Source organism: Poritiphilus flavus (assembly GCF_009901585.1).
GTDB lineage: Bacteria > Bacteroidota > Bacteroidia > Flavobacteriales > Flavobacteriaceae > Poritiphilus > Poritiphilus flavus.
Genome location: NZ_WXYO01000003.1, coordinates 166,386 through 185,569 on the forward strand (window position 1 = coordinate 166,386; position 19,184 = coordinate 185,569).

23 protein-coding genes are annotated in these 19,184 nt (G+C 44.5%); 16 read left to right on the plus strand and 7 right to left on the minus strand.

What is annotated here, in order from left to right; translation table 11 throughout:
* Positions 1-290 precede the first annotated feature (290 nt).
* A complete protein-coding gene (locus GTQ38_RS07665) occupies positions 291-650 on the plus strand; it encodes a CoA-binding protein (protein ID WP_161434910.1) in 360 nt (119 codons plus the stop codon).
* Position 651: 1 nt separating this feature from the next.
* On the opposite strand, the gene GTQ38_RS07670 is transcribed toward GTQ38_RS07665, so the two are convergent.
* Positions 652-2,106, minus strand: a complete 1,455-nt coding sequence (locus GTQ38_RS07670; RefSeq protein ID WP_161434911.1) for a sodium:solute symporter — start codon at positions 2,104-2,106, stop codon at positions 652-654.
* A 58-nt stretch (positions 2,107-2,164) separates the two neighbouring features.
* Between GTQ38_RS07670 and recR the strand changes: the two genes are divergently transcribed.
* From recR to rimO, 14 genes are all read left to right on the plus strand, one after another.
* The gene (gene recR / locus GTQ38_RS07675; protein WP_161434912.1) at positions 2,165-2,785 is read left to right on the plus strand and encodes a recombination mediator RecR; all 621 of its coding nucleotides are present in this window, start codon (positions 2,165-2,167) and stop codon (positions 2,783-2,785) included.
* A 90-nt stretch (positions 2,786-2,875) separates the two neighbouring features.
* A complete protein-coding gene (locus GTQ38_RS07680; protein WP_161434913.1) occupies positions 2,876-4,240 on the plus strand; it encodes a dihydrolipoamide acetyltransferase family protein in 1,365 nt (454 codons plus the stop codon).
* Between the two features lie 81 nt (positions 4,241-4,321).
* Complete coding sequence (locus GTQ38_RS07685) at positions 4,322-5,107, plus strand: carboxylesterase family protein (RefSeq protein ID WP_238857851.1); 786 nt, start codon at positions 4,322-4,324, stop codon at positions 5,105-5,107.
* 57 nt (positions 5,108-5,164) lie between these two features.
* Entirely contained in the window at positions 5,165-5,941 is a 777-nt protein-coding gene (locus tag GTQ38_RS07690) for a 3'-5' exonuclease (protein ID WP_161434914.1), read from the plus strand.
* 18 nt (positions 5,942-5,959) lie between these two features.
* Positions 5,960-6,571 carry a fumarylacetoacetate hydrolase family protein gene (locus tag GTQ38_RS07695; protein WP_161434915.1) on the plus strand — a complete coding sequence of 204 codons (612 nt, stop codon included), beginning with the start codon at positions 5,960-5,962 and terminating at the stop codon, positions 6,569-6,571.
* Positions 6,572-6,910 carry an Hpt domain-containing protein gene (locus GTQ38_RS07700; protein WP_161434916.1) on the plus strand — a complete coding sequence of 113 codons (339 nt, stop codon included), beginning with the start codon at positions 6,572-6,574 and terminating at the stop codon, positions 6,908-6,910. It begins immediately after the preceding gene.
* Positions 6,910-8,157, plus strand: coding sequence for a competence/damage-inducible protein A (locus GTQ38_RS07705; RefSeq protein ID WP_161434917.1), 1,248 nt, complete (start codon positions 6,910-6,912; stop codon positions 8,155-8,157). Before GTQ38_RS07700 ends, GTQ38_RS07705 begins: the two co-directional genes overlap by 1 nt.
* Positions 8,158-8,230: 73 nt before the next feature.
* The gene (gene rpmB, locus GTQ38_RS07710) at positions 8,231-8,467 is read left to right on the plus strand and encodes a 50S ribosomal protein L28 (RefSeq protein ID WP_161434918.1); all 237 of its coding nucleotides are present in this window, start codon (positions 8,231-8,233) and stop codon (positions 8,465-8,467) included.
* Between the two features lie 20 nt (positions 8,468-8,487).
* Positions 8,488-8,670 carry a 50S ribosomal protein L33 gene (gene rpmG / locus GTQ38_RS07715; RefSeq protein ID WP_161434919.1) on the plus strand — a complete coding sequence of 61 codons (183 nt, stop codon included), beginning with the start codon at positions 8,488-8,490 and terminating at the stop codon, positions 8,668-8,670.
* Between the two features lie 6 nt (positions 8,671-8,676).
* Positions 8,677-8,829: a DUF4295 domain-containing protein gene (locus tag GTQ38_RS07720; RefSeq protein WP_161434920.1), complete on the plus strand. Its 153-nt coding sequence runs from the start codon at positions 8,677-8,679 to the stop codon at positions 8,827-8,829.
* Between the two features lie 160 nt (positions 8,830-8,989).
* Positions 8,990-9,952, plus strand: a complete 963-nt coding sequence (gene ftsY, locus GTQ38_RS07725) for a signal recognition particle-docking protein FtsY (protein WP_161434921.1) — start codon at positions 8,990-8,992, stop codon at positions 9,950-9,952.
* Complete coding sequence (locus GTQ38_RS07730; protein WP_161434922.1) at positions 9,949-10,815, plus strand: DUF2911 domain-containing protein; 867 nt, start codon at positions 9,949-9,951, stop codon at positions 10,813-10,815. Before ftsY ends, GTQ38_RS07730 begins: the two co-directional genes overlap by 4 nt.
* Positions 10,808-12,490 (plus strand): amidase family protein, encoded by a 1,683-nt coding sequence (locus GTQ38_RS07735; RefSeq protein ID WP_161434923.1) that lies wholly within the window; start codon positions 10,808-10,810, stop codon positions 12,488-12,490. Before GTQ38_RS07730 ends, GTQ38_RS07735 begins: the two co-directional genes overlap by 8 nt.
* Positions 12,491-13,091: 601 nt before the next feature.
* Positions 13,092-14,456, plus strand: coding sequence for a 30S ribosomal protein S12 methylthiotransferase RimO (gene rimO / locus GTQ38_RS07740; protein WP_161434924.1), 1,365 nt, complete (start codon positions 13,092-13,094; stop codon positions 14,454-14,456).
* 14 nt (positions 14,457-14,470) lie between these two features.
* Here the strand turns inward: rimO and GTQ38_RS07745 are convergent, their stop codons facing one another.
* Together GTQ38_RS07745 and GTQ38_RS07750 are read right to left on the minus strand one after the other, a co-directional pair.
* Positions 14,471-15,262 (minus strand): anti-sigma factor, encoded by a 792-nt coding sequence (locus tag GTQ38_RS07745; protein WP_161434925.1) that lies wholly within the window; start codon positions 15,260-15,262, stop codon positions 14,471-14,473.
* The gene (locus GTQ38_RS07750; protein ID WP_161434926.1) at positions 15,255-15,824 is read right to left on the minus strand and encodes an RNA polymerase sigma factor; all 570 of its coding nucleotides are present in this window, start codon (positions 15,822-15,824) and stop codon (positions 15,255-15,257) included. The genes GTQ38_RS07745 and GTQ38_RS07750 overlap by 8 nt, the downstream gene beginning before the upstream one ends.
* A gap of 123 nt (positions 15,825-15,947) precedes the next feature.
* Between GTQ38_RS07750 and GTQ38_RS07755 the strand changes: the two genes are divergently transcribed.
* Positions 15,948-16,469: a fasciclin domain-containing protein gene (locus GTQ38_RS07755; protein ID WP_161434927.1), complete on the plus strand. Its 522-nt coding sequence runs from the start codon at positions 15,948-15,950 to the stop codon at positions 16,467-16,469.
* A 53-nt stretch (positions 16,470-16,522) separates the two neighbouring features.
* Here the strand turns inward: GTQ38_RS07755 and GTQ38_RS07760 are convergent, their stop codons facing one another.
* The 4 genes from GTQ38_RS07760 to GTQ38_RS07775 form a co-directional block, all read right to left on the minus strand.
* Complete coding sequence (locus GTQ38_RS07760; protein ID WP_161434928.1) at positions 16,523-17,038, minus strand: SRPBCC family protein; 516 nt, start codon at positions 17,036-17,038, stop codon at positions 16,523-16,525.
* A 192-nt stretch (positions 17,039-17,230) separates the two neighbouring features.
* Positions 17,231-18,247: a serine hydrolase gene (locus GTQ38_RS07765; protein WP_317169052.1), complete on the minus strand. Its 1,017-nt coding sequence runs from the start codon at positions 18,245-18,247 to the stop codon at positions 17,231-17,233.
* 154 nt (positions 18,248-18,401) lie between these two features.
* Complete coding sequence (locus tag GTQ38_RS07770; RefSeq protein WP_161434930.1) at positions 18,402-18,659, minus strand: hypothetical protein; 258 nt, start codon at positions 18,657-18,659, stop codon at positions 18,402-18,404.
* 3 nt (positions 18,660-18,662) lie between these two features.
* Complete coding sequence (locus GTQ38_RS07775) at positions 18,663-19,118, minus strand: SRPBCC family protein (protein WP_161434931.1); 456 nt, start codon at positions 19,116-19,118, stop codon at positions 18,663-18,665.
* Positions 19,119-19,184: the final 66 nt, after the last annotated feature.

The following is a 19,184-nucleotide window of genomic DNA, read 5'->3' on the forward strand; positions in this document are numbered from 1 at the left end:
TTAACAAATTTTAACAAGCTGAAGAACAGTATGGAATTGGAGAAGAGCGGATTAGCATTTTGTACATTAAGAAGCGATATCTTTGAGGGCAAGGAGTGGGTACGTGCACAAGAAAAGCAAAACCCCGACGAAGCCGCCGGGGTTTCTTCATTGATAAGCTATACTAAACACTAACCATTAACTATAAAAAATATAGCGATATCAATGACTAATTTTTTGTTCTACCAATAGACGAACTTTTTTACGAATAGTTACAGTTATTAACACACTTTAACACGCCGCAACGCACTATGAAAAAGACACTCGTATTCGGAGCATCAACGCAACCTAATCGCTATAGTAATTTGGCCATTCACAGGCTTGTGGCCAAAGGTATCGAGACCGTAGCATTCGGCAGGATGGCAGGGGAGGTATTGAATGTACAAATAAAAACTAATTTGGAGGATTTTCAAAATATTCACACCCTAACTTTGTATATGAATCCGTACAATCAACGAACCTTTTACGACGCCATCCTTGATCTCGCTCCTAAACGCGTTATTTTTAATCCGGGTACGGAAAACTTCCATTTTTATGAATTACTTCGCGAAAAGGATATTGAGGTTGAAGTAGGCTGTACCCTGGTCATGCTGGCTACGGGACAGTACTGATTTATTTTCGGATCAGGTATAAACCGATAAAAGTCAGCATTCCGTTGATAGGTAGCAATTCATAACCCACAGTATAACCCCCCAGCCAGGCTGAAGGCATATTCGCAATACCAATAATCAGACCGACTACCACTACCGCCACCAACCAACTGTAGCGGTCCTTAATGTCGTATTTAGTGAAAATACCGAAAGCGAATAAGCCTAGTAAGGGTCCGTAGGTGTAGGTGGCTACCGTAAGTAAACCGTCAATGACATTGCGGTCTAAAACATATTTAAAGGCGATGACCACCAAAATCAGTAGCAGGCTCATCCAGACATGGGTTCTTTTTCGCAGCCTTTTCTGATCCTTTTCCGGTTTACTCTCAATGCTCAGAAAATCAACACAAAATGAGGTAGTAAGCGAGGTTAGGGCGCTATCCGCGCTACTGTATGCCGCCGCGATCAGCCCTAGCATAAAAGTTGCCCCGACAAGTATCCCAAGATCACCGTTTAACGCGATTTCCGGGAACAAAAGGTCTGTTTTTGGCGATCCGTCCATCAGCGGTATCCCGATCTGGAATTTTGCCGCGTAGATGAACAACAAGGCACCCAGCAACATGAATATAAAGGTTACCACTCCCAGCGATATACTGAAAGTGATCATATTTTTTTTGGCGTCCTTAAGGTTCCTGCAAGTAAGGTTTTTTTGCATCATATCCTGATCCAGCCCCGTCATACAAATAGTAATGAACATCCCACCCAGAAAGGATTTCACAAAATGGTTTCTGGCGAAAAAATCCTCAAAAAAGAAGGTCTTGTTGTATTGTTTGAATTCGTTTGACGCGATGAAATCCCCCAGGCTCCAGTCCAATCCCTTAAGAATAAAATGGATGGATAAGATAACCGAGAGTATCATAAAGAGTGTTTGGAGCGTGTCCGTCCATACAATCGTTTTAATCCCGCCCCTAAAGGTGTAAACCCAGATAAGGATTATGGAAAGGGTTACCGTGAGCTCAAAAGGTACATTCCAGGCGTCAAAAACAAATTGTTGTAGTACAATAGCTACGAGGAATAACCTGAAAGCGGCTCCCAGAACCCTGGAAATAAAGAAGGAAACCGCCCCAACCTTATGACTGACCGTTCCAAATCGGCGGTTTAGGTACTCGTATATGGAGGTTAGGTTCCATTTGTAGTAGACCGGGAGCAAGACATAGGCCACCACAAAATAACCTACAACATAACCCATGACCACCTGCATATAGCTAAACTGCGAATCGGCAACCCAGCCGGGAACCGAAATAAAGGTCACACCAGACAGTGAAGCCCCTATCATGCCAAAGGCGACCAAATACCAGGGAGACTGCTTTCCAGCCTTGAAAAAGTCCGTATTGGAATCGTTTTTCCCGGTAAAGTATGAAATCAATAAAAGCAAGAGAAAATAACCGCCTACCAGAAGGAGAATATGCGAAGCCGTCATAGAAATAAATTTCAGATGCAAAGTACAAAAAGTAAAAATAGTGCGTAATTTTGCTGTTATGGAATTTTCATCCAAACTTTTAGAGAACGCGGTGGACGAAATGTCGCAACTTCCGGGAATAGGGAAACGTACGGCTTTGCGACTGGTGATGCATCTGCTGAAGCAGCCGCTGGATAAGACAGCGCGCCTGTCGTCTGCCCTGCTGACCCTGAAAGAAGAGATAAAGTTCTGTAGCAATTGCCATAACATCTCAGATCAGGAGATTTGTGAAATATGCAGTAATCCAAAAAGGGATCCTGGCACCGTTTGCGTGGTAGAGGATATCAGGGATGTCATGGCCATAGAGAATACCGGGCAATACCGGGGCTTATACCATGTATTGGGAGGAAAGATCTCTCCCGTAGAAGGTATTGGGCCGCAAGACCTGACCATAGCCTCCCTTATCGCTAAGGCCAAAGAGGGAAAAATCAAAGAAATGATCTTTGCGCTAAGTTCAACAATGGAGGGAGATACCACCAATTTCTACATCTATAAACAACTGGAAGGTATAGACATAAAGACCTCCACCATAGCACGTGGAATTGCGGTTGGAGATGAACTTGAATATGCCGATGAAGTAACCCTTGGAAGAAGCATCCTGAACAGGATTCCTTTTGAAGGTTCCTTGAAATTATCTTAAGGATAGTTTTATACAATAAATCTAAAAATACGGCCGTTTTTTTACTATTTTTGCAAAATAGTAATCAGAAACTGCGTCTAAAATAACAATATGTCAAAGTTTGAACTAAAATTGCCGCAAATGGGTGAGAGTGTAGCTGAGGCTACCCTGACTTCCTGGTTGAAGGAAGTTGGCGACACCATTGAGATGGATGAGGCGGTTTTTGAGATAGCAACGGACAAGGTAGACTCCGAAGTACCCAGCGAGGTTGAAGGTGTTTTGATTGAAAAACTTTTTGGAGTTGACGATATTATACAGGTAGGGCAAACCGTAGCGGTAATCCAGGTGAATGGATCAGCCACAACTTCAGAAGCGGAGGCTACAGCAGTGGTTGAAGCTGTAGAGGAGCCTGAGGTAGCGGCTCAGCAGCTGGAGACCGAGGTTACCCAGGTCGTAAAACAAATTAGCGGCTCTGAAAGTGAAACGGTTTCCGCACCCAGCCTGGAAAGGTTCTACTCGCCCCTGGTAAAGAATATCGCCAAGGAGGAAGGTATCTCGATGGCTGAGTTAGACGGTATTCAGGGAACCGGCAAGGAAGGCAGAGTAACTAAAAATGACATACTACAGTATATAGAAGCTCGTACCTCTGGTAAATCCGCAGTTGAAGAAGTACAGCAGCCGGAGCAGCCTGCGCAGCCCGAACCCGTACAACCACAAGCCACAAACAAGCTGCCGGAACCTCCCGTTAGCAAGGTCCAGCCGGGAGCAGAGGATGAGGTAATCCCCATGAGCCGTATGGGCAAGCTAATTGCGCATCATATGCGTGAAAGTGTGGCTACTTCTGCCCATGTACAGAGTTTTATCGAAGCTGATGTGACAAACATTGTCAACTGGAGAAATAAAGTAAAGGCCGAATTTGAAAAGCGGGAGGGAGAGAAGCTCACCTTTACACCGATTTTCATGGAAGCCGTGGCTAAAGCCTTGAAAAATTTCCCGATGATCAATATTTCCGTAAGTGGGGATACGGTGATCCGGAAAAAGAACATCAATATCGGGATGGCGGCGGCTTTACCTGATGGCAACCTGATCGTCCCGGTGATCAAGAATGCAGACCAGTTGAATTTGGTTGGAATGGCAAAGGTGGTTAACGATCTGGCCTTCAGGGCCAAAAACAACGCATTAAAACCGGATGAGGTTCAGGATGGAACCTACACGGTTACCAATGTGGGTTCCTTCGGAAGTGTTTTCGGGACACCGATCATCAATCAGCCTCAGGTAGCTATACTGGCTCTGGGAGCTATAAGAAAAGTACCATCTGTCATTGAAACTGAAGAAGGAGACTTTATTGGAATACGGAGTAAAATGTTCCTGTCTCACAGCTACGACCACAGAGTGGTAAACGGCGCCCTTGGCGGGATGTTCGTAAAAGCTGTTGCCGATTATCTGGAGGCCTGGGATACGAACAGGGAGATTTAAGCATAAAAGCATTGTATGGTATTAAGCCCTGGGTTTCATCTCAGGGCTTTTTTATATTTAATGATCTAAACGTTTAGCGCTATGAGGTTCCTTGTTTTATGTATTTGCATGGTCCTGGTTTCCTGCGGATCAAAACCTTCAAAAGAAAGTATAGAGGCCTACCAGGCAAAGGTCTTCGAACGAGGGGATATCTCCTTACCTTATCGTATTCTGTTACCTAAGGAATTCGATCCTCAGAAAAGCTATCCCCTGGTGCTGGTTTTGCACGGAGCCGGAGAACGCGGTTTGGATAATGAGGCACAGCTAACCCATGGCAGTTCAGTTTTTCTGGAACCGGAGAACAGGGAAAAATTCCCAGCAATTGTGGTCTTTCCGCAGTGCCCGGAAGAGAGCTATTGGGCAAATGTGGACAGGCAACGAAAATTAATGACCTTTAATTTCACCTTTCAACCAGCTGGTGAGGCTACGCCGGCAATGAAAAGTTTACAGGCTTTGTTTGACGAGCTTCTCCAAAATCATAAGATAGACCGGAGTCGGATTTACGTAGGAGGACTTTCCATGGGTGGAATGGGTACTTTTGAATTCGTTCGCAGGAACCCGGGTACCATCGCTGCGGCCTTCGCCATTTGTGGAGGGGCCCATCCGGACACTGCAGCCAATCTCACTGACACCAAATGGTGGGTCTTTCACGGGGATGCGGATATGGTGGTAGATTACGAACACTCTGTGGAAATCGTAAATGCGCTCAAAGAACAGGGAGCGGAGGTACAGTTTACCACTTACGAAGGGGTGAATCACAACAGCTGGGAAAATGCCTTTGCAGAACCGGACTTATTGCCCTGGCTCTTCTCGAATCAGCTGAAATGATCAACAGACACTTTCACGTCATAGCTGAAAGCGTATCTTTGTCCAAAATCTGTATTAATGGAGCTAAAGCTTAGCAAACCCATTTGCTTTTTCGACCTGGAAACTACCGGGACCAATGTGGCTAAGGACAGGATCGTTGAGATCTCTATTTTTAAGATCTATCCTAACGGAAATAAGGAAAGCAAGACCTGGCTGGTTAATCCGGAAATGACCATTCCGGATGTAGCAGTGGCTGTCCACGGGATTTCCAATGAAAAGGTATCCGGAGAGCCTACTTTTAAGGAGTTGTCCAGGCAGATTTACAATATGATAAGGGACAGCGATCTGGCCGGGTTTAATTCGGATCGATTTGATATCCCCTTACTCGCAGAGGAAATGCTTAGGGCTGAGGTGGATTTTGATATGAAAAACATGGTGTCTGTGGATGTACAGACCATATTCCATAAAATGGAAAAGCGAACCCTGGCAGCGGCTTACAAGTTCTATTGTGATAAAGAATTATCCGATGCCCATAGTGCGGAGGCCGATACCCAGGCCACCTACGAAGTGCTGTTGGCACAACTGGATCGTTACCCGGAGCTGGAAAACAATGTAAAGAAGCTGGCTGAGTTTTCAAGGAGAAAACAATCTGTGGACTTTGCCGGATTCATTTTACTGGATGAGGATGAAGATGAAATATTCTCTTTTGGCAAACACAAGGGAAAAAAGGTACTGGAAGTTCTGGAAAAGGAGCCGGGGTATTTCGGATGGATACAAAATGCAGACTTCCCCTTGTACACCAAAAAAATACTTACCCAAATTAAACTTCGTTCCCTGAACAACAAATTAGGGTAAAGCGGAATAGTCCATATTATGAAGATCATTTGCATAGGCCGTAACTATACGGAACACATCAATGAATTGCATAATGAACGTCCGGAGGAACCGGTGGTTTTCATTAAACCGGATTCCGCTGTATTGCCCAGGGAACAGGACTTCTATATCCCGGAATTTTCCAATGATGTACACTACGAAGTCGAAATCCTGGTGAAAATAAAGAAAGTAGGAAAGCATATTGATCAAAGATTTGCGCACACCTACTACGATGAGATAGGCCTGGGGATAGATTTTACGGCAAGGGACCTTCAGGCAACCTTAAAAAAGAAGGGCTTACCCTGGGAAAAGGCCAAGGGTTTTGATGGTGCTGCAGTAATAGGGGAATGGCTTCCAAAATCTGATTTTAAGGATGTAAACAACCTGAACTTTGTCCTGAAGAAGAACGGTGAAGTAGTACAAAAGGGGAATAGCGGGCAGATGATCTGGAAGATTGACGAGATCATTTCTTTCGTTTCTACCTATTTTACCTTGAAAAAAGGGGATGTGATTTTTACCGGAACACCAGCGGGTGTTGGTAAAATTAGCGTAAATGATTACCTTTCCGGTACGCTAGAAGACAAAGAACTGTTTGGTATAAAAGTGAAGTAAATGATATACAGTCTGGACAAAATAAATGAAATGGCGGATGGAGATCAGGATTTTGTAAATTCTGTCATTTCGGTTTTTCTCGAAGAAGTGCCCCAGGATCTGGAAGATCTTGAGAGCGCTATTGCTTCTATGGATTACGAAAACGTCTATAAACTGGCACATAAGATTAAACCTAATGTGGATCTCTTGGGTATGGAACAAACCCGTGCTACAGCCCTGGAGATCGAGACCCTTGGAAAGAGTTCTGCGAATAGTGCCGAGATCGCGGAAAAGTTTCCACTCCTCAAAAAAGATGTCTTACAGGTAATTTCTGAGCTTAAAAAAGACTTCGACCTCTGATGTTAGCCGAGATCATTACGATAGGAGATGAGATCCTTATCGGTCAGATCACAGATACTAATTCTGCCTTTATTGCTTCAGAACTGAATAGAATTGGAGTTTCTGTTTATCAGATTACTTCGGTACAGGACGATAGGTCTCACATTCTAAAGGCCTTGAAGGATGCAGAATCCAGGGCGGATGTGGTTTTTATTACGGGAGGATTAGGGCCAACTAAGGACGATATCACCAAACACACCCTGGCAGAGTATTTTGAGGATACCCTGGTTCCCAGGCCCGAAGTACTGGAACATATCGAAGAATTATTCAAAAAGTACATTTCAACCCCAATTTCCGATCTCAACCGACAACAGGCTCTGATCCCTTCCAGGGCAGAGGTTTTGCACAATGCCTATGGTACCGCTCCCGGCATGTGGATCAGAAAGGGAAATAAGGTATTCATTTCCATGCCCGGTGTACCCTTCGAAATGAAAAACCTGATGACCCACCATATCATTCCCAAAATCACGGTGGAATTTGAGCGGCCTTACATTCTTCATCGTACCATTATGACTTATGGACTTGGGGAAAGTGCGATCGCTCAACGTATTGAAACCTGGGAAGACGAACTGCCGGCCTACATAAAGCTGGCCTATCTGCCAAACCTGGGCAAGGTTAGGCTCAGGCTTACCGCGAAAGGCACGGACAAAGAGCATCTTAAAACGTCCATGGAAGTTGAAATAAAAAAACTATACGGGCTAATAGGTGATATCATTTCGGGAGAAGAAGAGAATGGGGCCATAGAGGCGGTTGTTGCCTCTTTATTGACAAAACGGAATCTTACCCTCGCGGTTGCCGAAAGCTTTACCGGTGGAAATATTGCAGCCAAACTTACTGCAATACCAGGTGCTTCCGCCTATTTCATGGGGAGCATTGTCAGTTATGCTACTGCTGCCAAGATCCAGGTTTTGGGGATTCCCAAAGAGCTGGTGGAAAAGTACTCCGTGGTTAGCCCGGAAGTGGCCGGGGCCATGGCTGAACAGGCTAAAAGCCAGCTTCAATCTGATTTTGCAATCGCCACAACCGGTAACGCCGGACCAACCAAGGGTGATTCCGACGCAGATGTCGGAACCGTTTACATCGCCATTGCCTCCCCTTCGGGTGTAAAAGCGCAAAAGTTTACTATGGGAAATCACCGTACCAGAATCGTGCAAAAGTCTGTCCACAAGGCATTTGAGATGCTTAAGGCTGAAATTTTAAATTTCTAGAAAAGATTGTTGTGGGTCCCGCAAAAATGAGCTAAATTTGCACCCTGTTTAAAATCAAGTAAAAAGTAACGCAATGTCAAAAGTCTGCGAGATTACTGGGAAGAGGGCAATGTTCGGAAACAACGTTTCTTTTTCGATCAATAAGACCAAGAGAAGATTTAACGTAAATCTATCTAAAAAGCGTTTTTATATTCCTGAGGAAGACAGATGGATCACTCTAAAAGTGTCTACCAGGGCACTTAAGACCATCAATAAAAAGGGAATTTCCGCAGTTTTAAAGGAAGCAAGAGAACAAGGATTGGTAAAATAATCCAAATACGATAGTTTAAGATGGCAAAAAAGGGAAACAGAGTCCAGGTAATTTTAGAGTGTACCGAGCATAAGAAATCCGGTATGCCAGGGACTTCCAGATATATCACGACGAAGAACAAAAAGAATTCGCCAGACAGATTGGAGATCAAGAAATTTAATCCAATCCTTAAGCGTATGACCATTCACAAAGAGATAAAATAAGAAACCATGGCAAAGAAGACGGTAGCAACCTTACAATCGAGTTCAAAAAGACTTACCAAAGCCATTAAAATGGTAAAATCTCCAAAAAGCGGTGCTTACACTTTTGTTGAAGGTGTTATGCCTCCGGAATTGGTTAACGATTGGTTAGCTAAGAAATAACCCATCGATCTAAGATATTCTCAAGCCGCTTTATAAAGCGGCTTTTTTATTGGCATTAATTCGGATACTTTAAGATCGTAAGTGCCAGAACATTTCAGCGGTTATCCACACAATGTTAAAGTGCATTTCCTATCTTTGGTAAACCGATTCAATTAGCAGCATGAGCTTATTTAAAAAGATATTTTCGTCTCAGAAAAAGGAGACGCTGGACAAGGGTCTGGAAAAATCCAAAACCAGTTTTTTTTCAAAACTCAGCAAGGCCGTTGCAGGGAAATCCAAGGTGGATGATGAGGTTCTGGACGACCTGGAAGAAGTACTGGTCACTTCCGATGTGGGGGTTGATACCACGCTTAAGATCATAGAAAGAATAGAAGAGCGCGTAGCCCGTGATAAATACATGGGTACGGAAGAATTGCACGGCATACTCAGAGAGGAAATTGCCGGATTATTGTCGGAAACCCACCAGGGAGAGGCCACCGACTTTGTAATCCCGGAAGGGGCCAAACCTTTTGTAGTTATGGTGGTTGGTGTAAACGGAGTAGGAAAGACCACTACCATTGGTAAACTGGCCCATCAGTTCAGGCAGCAGGGTCTAAAAGTAATCTTGGGCGCAGGGGATACCTTTAGGGCCGCGGCCATAGATCAATTACAGGTATGGGCAGATAGGGTAGATGTTCCCATAATCAAACAGAAAATGGGCAGCGACCCGGCTTCAGTCGCTTTCGATACCCTGAGTTCTGCTGTAAACCAGGATGCCGATGTGGTTTTGATCGATACTGCGGGCCGCCTCCACAACAAGGTGAATCTGATGAACGAACTGGGCAAAGTGAAACGGGTTATGCAAAAGGTTATCCCAGACGCTCCCCATGATGTATTGTTGGTGCTGGATGGTTCTACAGGACAAAACGCCTTCGAACAGGCGAAGCAGTTTACCAAAGCCACCGAAGTGACTTCCCTGGCTGTAACCAAACTGGATGGTACCGCCAAAGGGGGTGTCGTGATCGGAATCTCAGATCAGTTTCAGATACCGGTTAAATACATTGGTGTAGGCGAGGGTATTGACGATCTCCAGGTTTTTAATAAATACGAATTTGTAGACTCTTTCTTTAATACCGGAACTTGAAATTATTACTGAGCATCGGACTCTTGTTGTTATGCCCTTTTGCCTGGGGTCAGATAGAGCATCCCAAAGCCAGCCCCTTTTCCCGGATAGAACAGCAGATAGGACTTTCTAAAATCACGGTTGAGTATTCCAGACCGGCCGTTCGCGGTCGGGAAATTTTTGGGGATCTGGTCCCATATGGCCGAATTTGGCGGGTAGGTGCAAATGCTTCCACGAAGTTTACCACAGATACGGATCTAACTATAGGCGGGAGCCGACTTCCTGCCGGGACCTATGCCTTGTACGCTTTCCCGGAAGAGCAGTCCTGGCAGATTGTTTTTCATACAAACACTGGTCATTGGGGAGACGGCAGAAAAGCCTACAATCCGAAAGAGGATGCCTTTAGAATTAGGCTGACCCCTGAAAAGATTAGCGATAAACAGGAAAACTTCCTGATCACCTTTGACGAAATCGATCACAATAGCATGAAAATGCTTTGGCTATGGGATCGTACGAGGATCACCATCCCTATCTCCGTAGATACACATGCTGCAATGCAACGGGAGATCAGCAGAAAAATAACAGATAAGCCCACGGCCCAAACCTATTATGAGGCCGGCAGGTATCTCCAGGAGCAGGGAAAGGATTTTGAGCTTGCCCTGGACTATTTGAATAAAGCCCTGGAGCAAGGAGGGGATACTTACTACTTTCACCGGGTAAAATCCCTGGTAGAAGCTGCTCTGGGTGATTTTCCCTCCGCGATAGTTTCCGCTCAGAAATCCCTGGAACTCGCATCTGCCGAAGGTAAGGATGAATTTGTCCGGATGAACCAAAAAAACATCGATGACTGGAAATCGGTCTTAAAAGCAAATAAGAATGAATAGAATTATATGGCTATTGCTATTTGCCACGCTTTTGTCGTGCAAGCAGGAAGTGAAAAAAACGGAAGCGGAGGTTGTACTCTGGGAACCATATAACGATTCGGCCCAGGTGGCGGCTAATCAGGATCATGAAGTAGAACGAATGCGTTACAAACTTATACAGTCTAAAGTAATTGATAAGAACGAGGTCTTCCGGCCACTTTATGCTGAAGTTTCCGCCTTTTCCGAAACATCCTACCAAAAGCTCAAACCGCTGGTCCTGGAACAGGATATTCCCACAATTCAAGCTGCTGTCCGGTCCGGTAAGTTAACTTACGAAGAGTTGGTCTTGTTCTACCTCTACCGCATTTACAAATACGAACTGGATAATGTTACTACTCTGAATACGGTAATCGCATTGAATCCCAATGTGGTTGATGAGGCGAGACAGCGGGATTCGGAATTAAAAGCGGGGGATACCGGGGATAAACATGCCATTTACGGTATGCCCATATTACTTAAAGACAATATCAATTCCAGTGGTATGCGCACTACGGCCGGATCCATTGCTCTTGCTTACAACGATCCGGAAGATGCCTTCATCGTACGGCAATTAAAGGATAAAGGAGCCCTTATATTGGGTAAAGTAAATCTCAGCGAATGGGCGTACTTCATGTGTAGTGGTTGCCCGGTGGGATACAGCGCGATTGGCGGACAGACCCTTAACCCTTACGGTCCCAGACAGTTTGAATCCGGAGGATCCAGTTCGGGAAGCGGTACTTCTGTTGCTGCTAATTACGCCGTTGCCGCTGTGGGCACGGAAACCTCCGGCTCCATCTTGTCCCCCTCCAGCCAGAATTCCGTGGTAGGCCTGAAACCTACCGTAGGCCTTTTGAGCAGATCGGGTATCGTTCCTATCTCAGGAACCCTGGATACCCCCGGTCCGATGACCAAAAATGTGACGGACAATGGAATATTCCTGGATGCTATGAGGGGTTTTGACGAGACGGATGAGGCCTCGGTACAGACAAATTGGGAAGGTGTATGGTACAAACCGGCCGAAGATGACAGCGGCCTTAAAGGGAAAAAACTTGGGGTGTTTAAAAGTTTAATGGAAAGTGATTCAATTTACAGGACTACCGTCGCAAAACTACGCGATTTAGGAGCTCGGATCTTTGAGTTTAGTCCACCTGAAGTAGATATGAGTGGCTTCATCAATATCTTGAATATGGATATGAAGCACGATCTGCCGGCTTACCTTGAACGTTTTACTAAGAACAATTCGGAAGTGACTATCAACTCTATCGCTGATGCTGTAGCATTCAATGAAAGCGATTCCCTGCTCCGAATTCCTTATGGACATGCCTTGTTTGAAGGCATACTGGCGGATTCGACAACGGCGGAGGAATTGGCAGAAATTAAAGCCCGTCTCCAGAAAAACGGCAGGACCTACTTTAATACTGCCATGAATGAATTCAGGCTGGATGCGGTCTTGTCCATAAACAACTACCACGCCGGATATGCCGCTGTCGCCAAATACCCGGCTCTAACTGTACCCATGGGGTACAAAGAGTCCGGAGAGCCTATTAGTCTGACCTTTATCGGAAAACAATACGAAGAAGGGAGACTACTGAAATTAGGAAAGGCTTTCGAAGATGCAATTCAGGCACGCAATATGCCTCAGGGGTATGAGGACTGATTAGTAGTAGTCAGTGAACAGTAATCAGTGAACAGTCCTTGAGCTTGCGTTCCGAGAGTTCAACAATCTAACCGTCTAAATATCCAAACGTCTAAGAATCTAACCGTCTAACTATCCAAAAGTCTAAAAATCCAGCCATCCAAAAGTCTAAAAATCTAACCTTCCAACTATCCAACAGTCTAAATTTCCAAATTCTCAAATTGACAAATCGCCTTCCTGCTTTAAAAATGCAGTGCCAAAGCTTAACTTAAACTTGGGGTGGGGCTTAGAACCCCATTTTCAGTGGGCAGTTTGCAGTGGGCAGTTAACAGTCCTTCAGCTAGGCTTCCAGGAATCTAAGAATCTAACCGTCTAACTATCCAAAAGTCTAAAAATCCAGCCATCCAAAAGTCTAAAAATCTAACCGTCTAAATATCCAAACGTCTAACCGTCTAAAAATCTAACCGTCCAACTATCCAAACGTCTAACCGTCTAAAAATCTAACCGTCCAACTATCCTACCGTCTAAATTTTCATATTCTCAAATTGCAATCCTCCTTCGGCAAAGCTTCGGAGGATGAAAGTGGAAAGAAATCGTATTTTTGCAGTCCAGAAAGAAATTCATGCGTACCAAATCCCTGAAAAAGAATAAGATCAATGTAGTTACTCTGGGCTGTTCCAAAAACCTTTACGATTCTGAGGTATTAATGGGTCAGCTTAAGGCGAATCAGAAAGAGGTGGTTCACGAGGAGGAAGGCAATGTAGTGGTGATCAATACCTGCGGTTTTATTGCTAATGCCAAAGAAGAGAGCGTAAATACCATTTTAGATTTCGTTCGCAAGAAGGAGTCAGGAGAAGTAGACAAGGTCTTTGTTACCGGATGCCTTAGCGAGCGCTACAAGCCGGACCTGGAAAAGGAGATCCCTGATGTAGATGCCTACTTTGGAACCAGCGACCTGCCAAACCTGCTTAAGGCCCTGGGCGCGGACTATAAACACGAATTAATAGGCGACAGACTTACCACTACACCCAAAAACTACGCCTATCTTAAGATAGCAGAAGGTTGTGACAGGCCCTGTTCTTTTTGCGCCATACCTTTGATGAGAGGAAAACACCGGAGCAAACCGATTGAGGAACTGGTACTTGAAGCTGAAAAATTAGCTGCAAAAGGGGTGAAAGAGCTTATTTTGATCGCCCAGGACCTTACTTACTACGGGCTCGACCTCTACAAAAAGCGTCAACTGGCAGACTTGCTCGGGGCCTTGGTCCAGGTAGAAGGTATTGAATGGATCCGTTTGCACTACGCCTTCCCCACTGGATTTCCAATGGATGTGCTAGAGGTTATGCGGAAAGAGCCTAAGATCTGCAATTATATAGACATTCCGCTACAGCATATCTCCGATAAGATCTTAAAAAGTATGCGCAGGGGTACGACGGAAGAGAAGACCACCGCGCTCTTGCAGAACTTCAGGAAGGCCGTTCCGGATATGGCGATCAGAACAACATTGATCGTGGGATATCCCGGGGAGACCAAAGAGGATTTTCAGTTACTCAAAGAATGGGTCAGGAAAATGCGCTTTGAACGCTTGGGATGCTTCACCTACAGTCATGAAGAAAATACCCACGCCTTCCAACTCAATGACGATGTTCCCGAAATCCTAAAGCAGCAACGCGCTAATGAGATCATGGAATTACAGTCACAGATCTCCTGGGAACTGAACCAGGAGAAGGTAGGGAAGGTCTTTCGATGCCTGATCGATCGCAAAGAGGGAAATTACTTTGTCGGAAGGACAGAATTCGACTCCCCTGATGTGGACAATGAAGTGCTTGTAGACGCATCCCGTTTCTATTTAAAGCAAGGTGATTTCGCTACAATCCGCATTACCGATGCGGCAGACTTTGACCTCTACGGTGAACCGGTTTCAGTATCTTCTGAATTGGAAACCTTTTCAGAGGTAGGATCAAAAAACGGCTCTGAGATAAATTAGGAGTTGATTTTCTCCTATAAAATCACATTGGAGATCAGATTTTCTACGGTTGGATGATCGTTTCCTCCGGGCGGCTCAATGGTAATATTCAGCGATTCCGCATGGTCTATATATTTCAGGCTTATCCATTGCTGATTCGTTGGTACCAGACCCATATTGATCATCTCACCTTCAACATCCGCCCACATTTGATAAACCTTCTCGGCATCCAGGGTGGGTAGCCCCTGTGAATTCACCACTACCTCCTTGGTCGCATGGTTTAAATAAGCTATCACTTTAGATTCCGGAAGTAATTGGTTTCCAACAAGTACCAGGGGAACCACATTCGGATTATTGATCTGCTGATACCGCATATTGGTTTCCTGGTAGTTTTGTTCCAGATCGTTTATTCTCGATTGCATTTCGGCCGTCTGTTGTTGTAACAACTGCAGGTTCTCTTCGGCCGTTTGCCATCTCAGGTATAGCCAGAACGAGCCCAGGGCAAAAAGAGCTGCCAGACTTGCGGCCACTAATAAGCGGCTTCGCTGAAAAGTAGGGGATTCGGAAGCTGAATTCAATTGTCGGACACCTACTTCCTTATTTTCAGACTCCAGCGAACTTTTTAAGGACTGCTTCACCTTTTCAGGTGGGTCTACGGCATTTTCAAAGGCCATGCGCTCAAAGTCTTCTTCCATAATCCGGTATTGCTCTCTGAGTTCCATGTCTTCATTAAGAGCCTTTTCAACAGCGACTACTTCCTTATCTCCCAGTTCCCCCAGAAGATATAATTCCAAAAGTCCTTCGTCTATGATCTTTTTCTTATCCATATGCCAACGCTTCGATAAACCATAACACTAACAATGCCTCATTCTGATAACGCTGCCGAAGCTGTTTCAACGCTTGTCTTACATAAGATTTGAAGGTCCCAAGTGGAACCCCCATCTCCTCATGCGCTTCGCGATGGGTTAATCCCTGGAAATAAACCAACTCCAGAGCCCTGCGGTGATGTGGTTCCAACTTTTTTAGTATACCGTTCAGGGCGGTGTAATCTGGTTTTGTTAGTTCCGCACTTTTATTATCATATACATTTAAATCTTCCGTTTGGATGAGGTTGTCCGTCTTTCTTAGTGCATTTAAGGTGGTATTTTTGGCGATTCGGTAAGCCCAGGTATAAAACTTACCCTTTTGTGAGTCATAAGTCCCGATTTTTTGCCAGATCTTCACAAAGGTATCTTGTAGTATGTCGTTGGCAAGGTCTTCCCGTTTACACATCCTGAGAATAACGCCATACAAGGCTCCCGAGTACTTGTCGTACAAGGAGTACAGAGCGTCCTTTTCACCATTACGCAGCCTCTCTAGTGCCAAAATGTCTCCAGCCTTTGTGCTCATATTTGTGTTAAAGATATGATAAAAAAGCCCCCTTGCTCATCCCTCGGCCAATACCCTGTGTAATTAAGAGAGAAAAGTGCACGAATTCAATCACCTTTTAAAATTAAATCTAAAAAACAAATCATGAAAAAAGTACTCTTTATTATTTCGACAGCGGCCTTGTTTTTATTCGTTCAGACCGTATCAGCTCAGAATAAATCCAAGGATATAGTAGATATCGCTGTATCCGTAGACGATTTCTCAACCCTGGTTTCCGCATTACAGGCGGCAGATCTTGTTAATGCCCTAAAAGGAGACGGGCCGTTTACGGTTTTCGCCCCGGTAAATTCCGGTTTCGCCAAAATAGATTCAAACGCCCTGAATTCATTGTTGCAACCTGAGAACAAGGAAAAGCTGGCTGCGATTCTCACCTATCATGTGGTAGCCGGAAAACTGGCAGCAGCCGACGTGGTTAAAGCCCTGGAAAGCGGCAACGGTAAAGCGGAGTTAACCACTTTAAATGGAGCCAAAGTGATGGCGGTTAAGAAAGATGATGGGATCTACCTAAAAGATACCAAAGGAAATTACAGCAAAATTGCAAAGACTGATGTAATGGCTTCTAACGGAGTGATTCATATTATCGAAGATGTGGTGATGCCCAACTAAGGGAGGGTTATGTTGTTGTTTCCAAAAGCACCGCTTCCTAAGGCGGTGCTTTTTTACATATTTACAAACTCAAAGCCCGCCAATGGGATCTTAGTGAGATCAAATTCTGTTTCGTTAAGCAAAATCCCATGTTCCAGATAGGCCTTGAGGTTTGCCATCCAGAAGCTCCAGCCGTTACTGCAACCGTAGTGAATATTTAACTTGCTCTCTTCATCAGTCGGGATCTCATATTGTCTTAAACTAAGCAAAACAGCCTTGCCATGATCTTCCAGGCTTATGGCTACCTTACTTACTTCCGCGAAAGAGATCTCAATATAATTCTTACCATTTGCCTGGATGACCTGGCCTTTTTCCTGTCCATCCCAATTGTGCCATTCCCAGATATAAGTATCGCCAGCCTTTATAAACTCTTTTGAGTCGCGAAGTTTGCCCTCGGAGGTAAGATAATCCGCCTTCCTGAGGAACCAGGAGCAAATCCCTTCGGAGGTGCCCCAGCACCAGTACATTTTCTCCATTGATGTCTTAATGTAGATCTTCTTTGTAAAGGAATCGAAGCTTAATTTTTCCATGATTGATGTATTAATTGATGATTGTTTATGCGATTAGCCAATGAATTATGTAGGGATAAAACCGGTTTTAGCGCGTAAATGCAACTAAATAATAGCATCTGTCCACTGGCTAATTTATCCTCCGAAGCTTTGGCTAAGGAGGACTGCTAAATGCCAACTGATTTCACCCTTCGTAGTTTCAGCGAGGGAGGTTTATTCACTCCCCTTACGTTCCAATTCTATCTGGTAGAGCTGTCTTCCCAATTCTGCCAGAAAGGGAATGCCCGTTTCGTCGTATTCGTAGGCATCGTCATTGAAGATCCCGTCCTTGTTTACGAGTATGGTCGCGGTGAGCATAAATTCAATCCCGTTACGGGTATCAACAATATAAGCGCAATCCGTTAGCGCCCCGTAAGCAAATCCTACTTTATTGTATATCTGGATATGGTCCGGGATGACGTCATCTGTATCTCCGTATAGGAAAAACTTGCAGTAACCGTCGTAATAGGTCTTAGGATCGTAATCCGCTTCTCTCGGAAGGATCTGCATGGCATCCAGCAGAAACTCACGCTGATCCTCACTTAAGCGAAACTGCTCTTCGTCGCTGAAGTTTTGAGGAAAAACAACCCGTTTCAAAACCCCGTGCTGTGTGGCTATGGGATAATAGTTCTTTAAACTAAAATCAAAAGGTTCCATATAAAGCGAATCCTCAGCATAGTAGCCCCTGCCCTTCATGACCCCTTCAAGTTCAAGTGCCTTCGGCTCCGTATTCATTAGGGAGGAAGTGGTGGCCAGGGTACTGTCATTCATGTAAAGGATAAGCGGTTTAGTAGTAAGCACATCGGAGTGAAATCCCAACCTGTGCGAAATGCGTACCGGGGAAACGCCTTTTTCGCTTAGATTGTGATTTATGGTGTCTTGCCCAAGAAATTCCAGCAATCTGTTGTTGGCATGATTATCACTTACCGCAAAGATCTTTATAACGTCTTCGGCAAAGGTGTTTTCTACGGAATCTCCTTCAATGTAGAATTTTACATCCCGGGAGAGGCTGTCAATATGATTCAGTTTTTCCAATGCAAGTACGGCAATGGGAAATTTAACTGTACTCGCGGGGTAGAAATACCTATCCTTGTCTACCTGGAAGTCGAAATCACTGAACAATATGCTGTCATTCCTGCGGTCTATTTGGGTATAGCGAATTTGTACTTCATAGTTCTCTACACTGTCCATCACCTTCCTGATCTTTGGATTGTCTGAGGACAAGGCAACCTCTAGCGGATTTTTTTGCGAAACTCCGGCAGCGCAATTGAGGATTAACAAGGTCCCTGACAAAAACAAAAAGAGCCGGATGTACCTTAATATAAAATTGAAAATGTAGTGAACGTTAACCATCGTAAATTTCTCCGCGATTAGGTTTTAAATCATCTCTTACCTGCCGCATCTGGGATTCATTTACCACCAGGTAGGCAATGCTATGTGCATCGCTGAGGTCCGTAGACCCGCTTATCTGAAGATCCAGACCCTCCAATACGGCATATTCCAGCAGATGCTTTTTATAATGCTGGGCAGTATTCCTGGCAGTGGGTCCCCGGAAATCCCAGATCAACTTGATTTTTTTTGCTTTAGTGTCCTGTTTTTCCATGGCCTAAGATTCTGAAACGGAAACTCCTTTTTCTGCGAATGCCTTAAAGTCCTGCAGGTACTTGAGCGATTGCTTTTTAAATGCTCCCGGCATGAGGAAACCCATAACTTTCATCATAAACCCTGAGAATTGAAATTCTGATTCAGAGATCCATTTGGTCGTATGATCATCGAGATCGTTGAAGTAATTTTTTTGGATGTTATGTACTCCTTTGGTGTCATACGTGGTATGGAATTCATAAGGTAAATTGCGTTTGATGATGGTCTCAACCAGCACCATTTCCCGTTTACCCATCTTGTAATGTAACTCCATTTTGGCCCCTTCTTCCCCGGGATTGCCGGAAATCTGTTTGTACTCCGTCAAACCACGCTGCCAATGCCTCATGTTTTCAGGATTATCCAGCTTTTTTATGAATTCCGTCCTGGGAAGATCAATAGTAATTTCAGTCGTATATTTCATCGGATTAGTTAGTTTCCACTAATTTAAGAAATTAAAAGCGCAATTAAATCTACAGCCGTAACAGCC

Excerpts from the sequence above, each read along its gene's own strand:
- rpmB (WP_161434918.1), top strand. The coding sequence starts at position 8,231 with ATGTCAAAAGTCTGCGAGATTACTGGGAAGAGGGCAATGTTCGGAAAC.
- GTQ38_RS07720 (WP_161434920.1), top strand. The coding sequence starts at position 8,677 with ATGGCAAAGAAGACGGTAGCAACCTTACAATCGAGTTCAAAAAGACTT.
- GTQ38_RS07695 (WP_161434915.1), top strand. The coding sequence starts at position 5,960 with ATGAAGATCATTTGCATAGGCCGTAACTATACGGAACACATCAATGAA.
- GTQ38_RS07745 (WP_161434925.1), bottom strand. The coding sequence starts at position 15,262 with ATGGATAAGAAAAAGATCATAGACGAAGGACTTTTGGAATTATATCTT.
- rpmG (WP_161434919.1), top strand. The coding sequence starts at position 8,488 with ATGGCAAAAAAGGGAAACAGAGTCCAGGTAATTTTAGAGTGTACCGAG.
- GTQ38_RS07755 (WP_161434927.1), top strand. The coding sequence starts at position 15,948 with ATGAAAAAAGTACTCTTTATTATTTCGACAGCGGCCTTGTTTTTATTC.
- rimO (WP_161434924.1), top strand. The coding sequence starts at position 13,092 with ATGCGTACCAAATCCCTGAAAAAGAATAAGATCAATGTAGTTACTCTG.
- GTQ38_RS07735 (WP_161434923.1), top strand. The coding sequence starts at position 10,808 with ATGAATAGAATTATATGGCTATTGCTATTTGCCACGCTTTTGTCGTGC.
- GTQ38_RS07665 (WP_161434910.1), top strand. The coding sequence starts at position 291 with ATGAAAAAGACACTCGTATTCGGAGCATCAACGCAACCTAATCGCTAT.
- GTQ38_RS07750 (WP_161434926.1), bottom strand. The coding sequence starts at position 15,824 with ATGAGCACAAAGGCTGGAGACATTTTGGCACTAGAGAGGCTGCGTAAT.
- GTQ38_RS07760 (WP_161434928.1), bottom strand. The coding sequence starts at position 17,038 with ATGGAAAAATTAAGCTTCGATTCCTTTACAAAGAAGATCTACATTAAG.
- GTQ38_RS07685 (WP_238857851.1), top strand. The coding sequence starts at position 4,322 with ATGAGGTTCCTTGTTTTATGTATTTGCATGGTCCTGGTTTCCTGCGGA.
- GTQ38_RS07670 (WP_161434911.1), bottom strand. The coding sequence starts at position 2,106 with ATGACGGCTTCGCATATTCTCCTTCTGGTAGGCGGTTATTTTCTCTTG.
- GTQ38_RS07765 (WP_317169052.1), bottom strand. The coding sequence starts at position 18,247 with ATGGACAGTGTAGAGAACTATGAAGTACAAATTCGCTATACCCAAATA.
- GTQ38_RS07775 (WP_161434931.1), bottom strand. The coding sequence starts at position 19,118 with ATGAAATATACGACTGAAATTACTATTGATCTTCCCAGGACGGAATTC.
- ftsY (WP_161434921.1), top strand. The coding sequence starts at position 8,990 with ATGAGCTTATTTAAAAAGATATTTTCGTCTCAGAAAAAGGAGACGCTG.
- GTQ38_RS07700 (WP_161434916.1), top strand. The coding sequence starts at position 6,572 with ATGATATACAGTCTGGACAAAATAAATGAAATGGCGGATGGAGATCAG.
- recR (WP_161434912.1), top strand. The coding sequence starts at position 2,165 with ATGGAATTTTCATCCAAACTTTTAGAGAACGCGGTGGACGAAATGTCG.
- GTQ38_RS07680 (WP_161434913.1), top strand. The coding sequence starts at position 2,876 with ATGTCAAAGTTTGAACTAAAATTGCCGCAAATGGGTGAGAGTGTAGCT.
- GTQ38_RS07705 (WP_161434917.1), top strand. The coding sequence starts at position 6,910 with ATGTTAGCCGAGATCATTACGATAGGAGATGAGATCCTTATCGGTCAG.
- GTQ38_RS07770 (WP_161434930.1), bottom strand. The coding sequence starts at position 18,659 with ATGGAAAAACAGGACACTAAAGCAAAAAAAATCAAGTTGATCTGGGAT.
- GTQ38_RS07690 (WP_161434914.1), top strand. The coding sequence starts at position 5,165 with ATGGAGCTAAAGCTTAGCAAACCCATTTGCTTTTTCGACCTGGAAACT.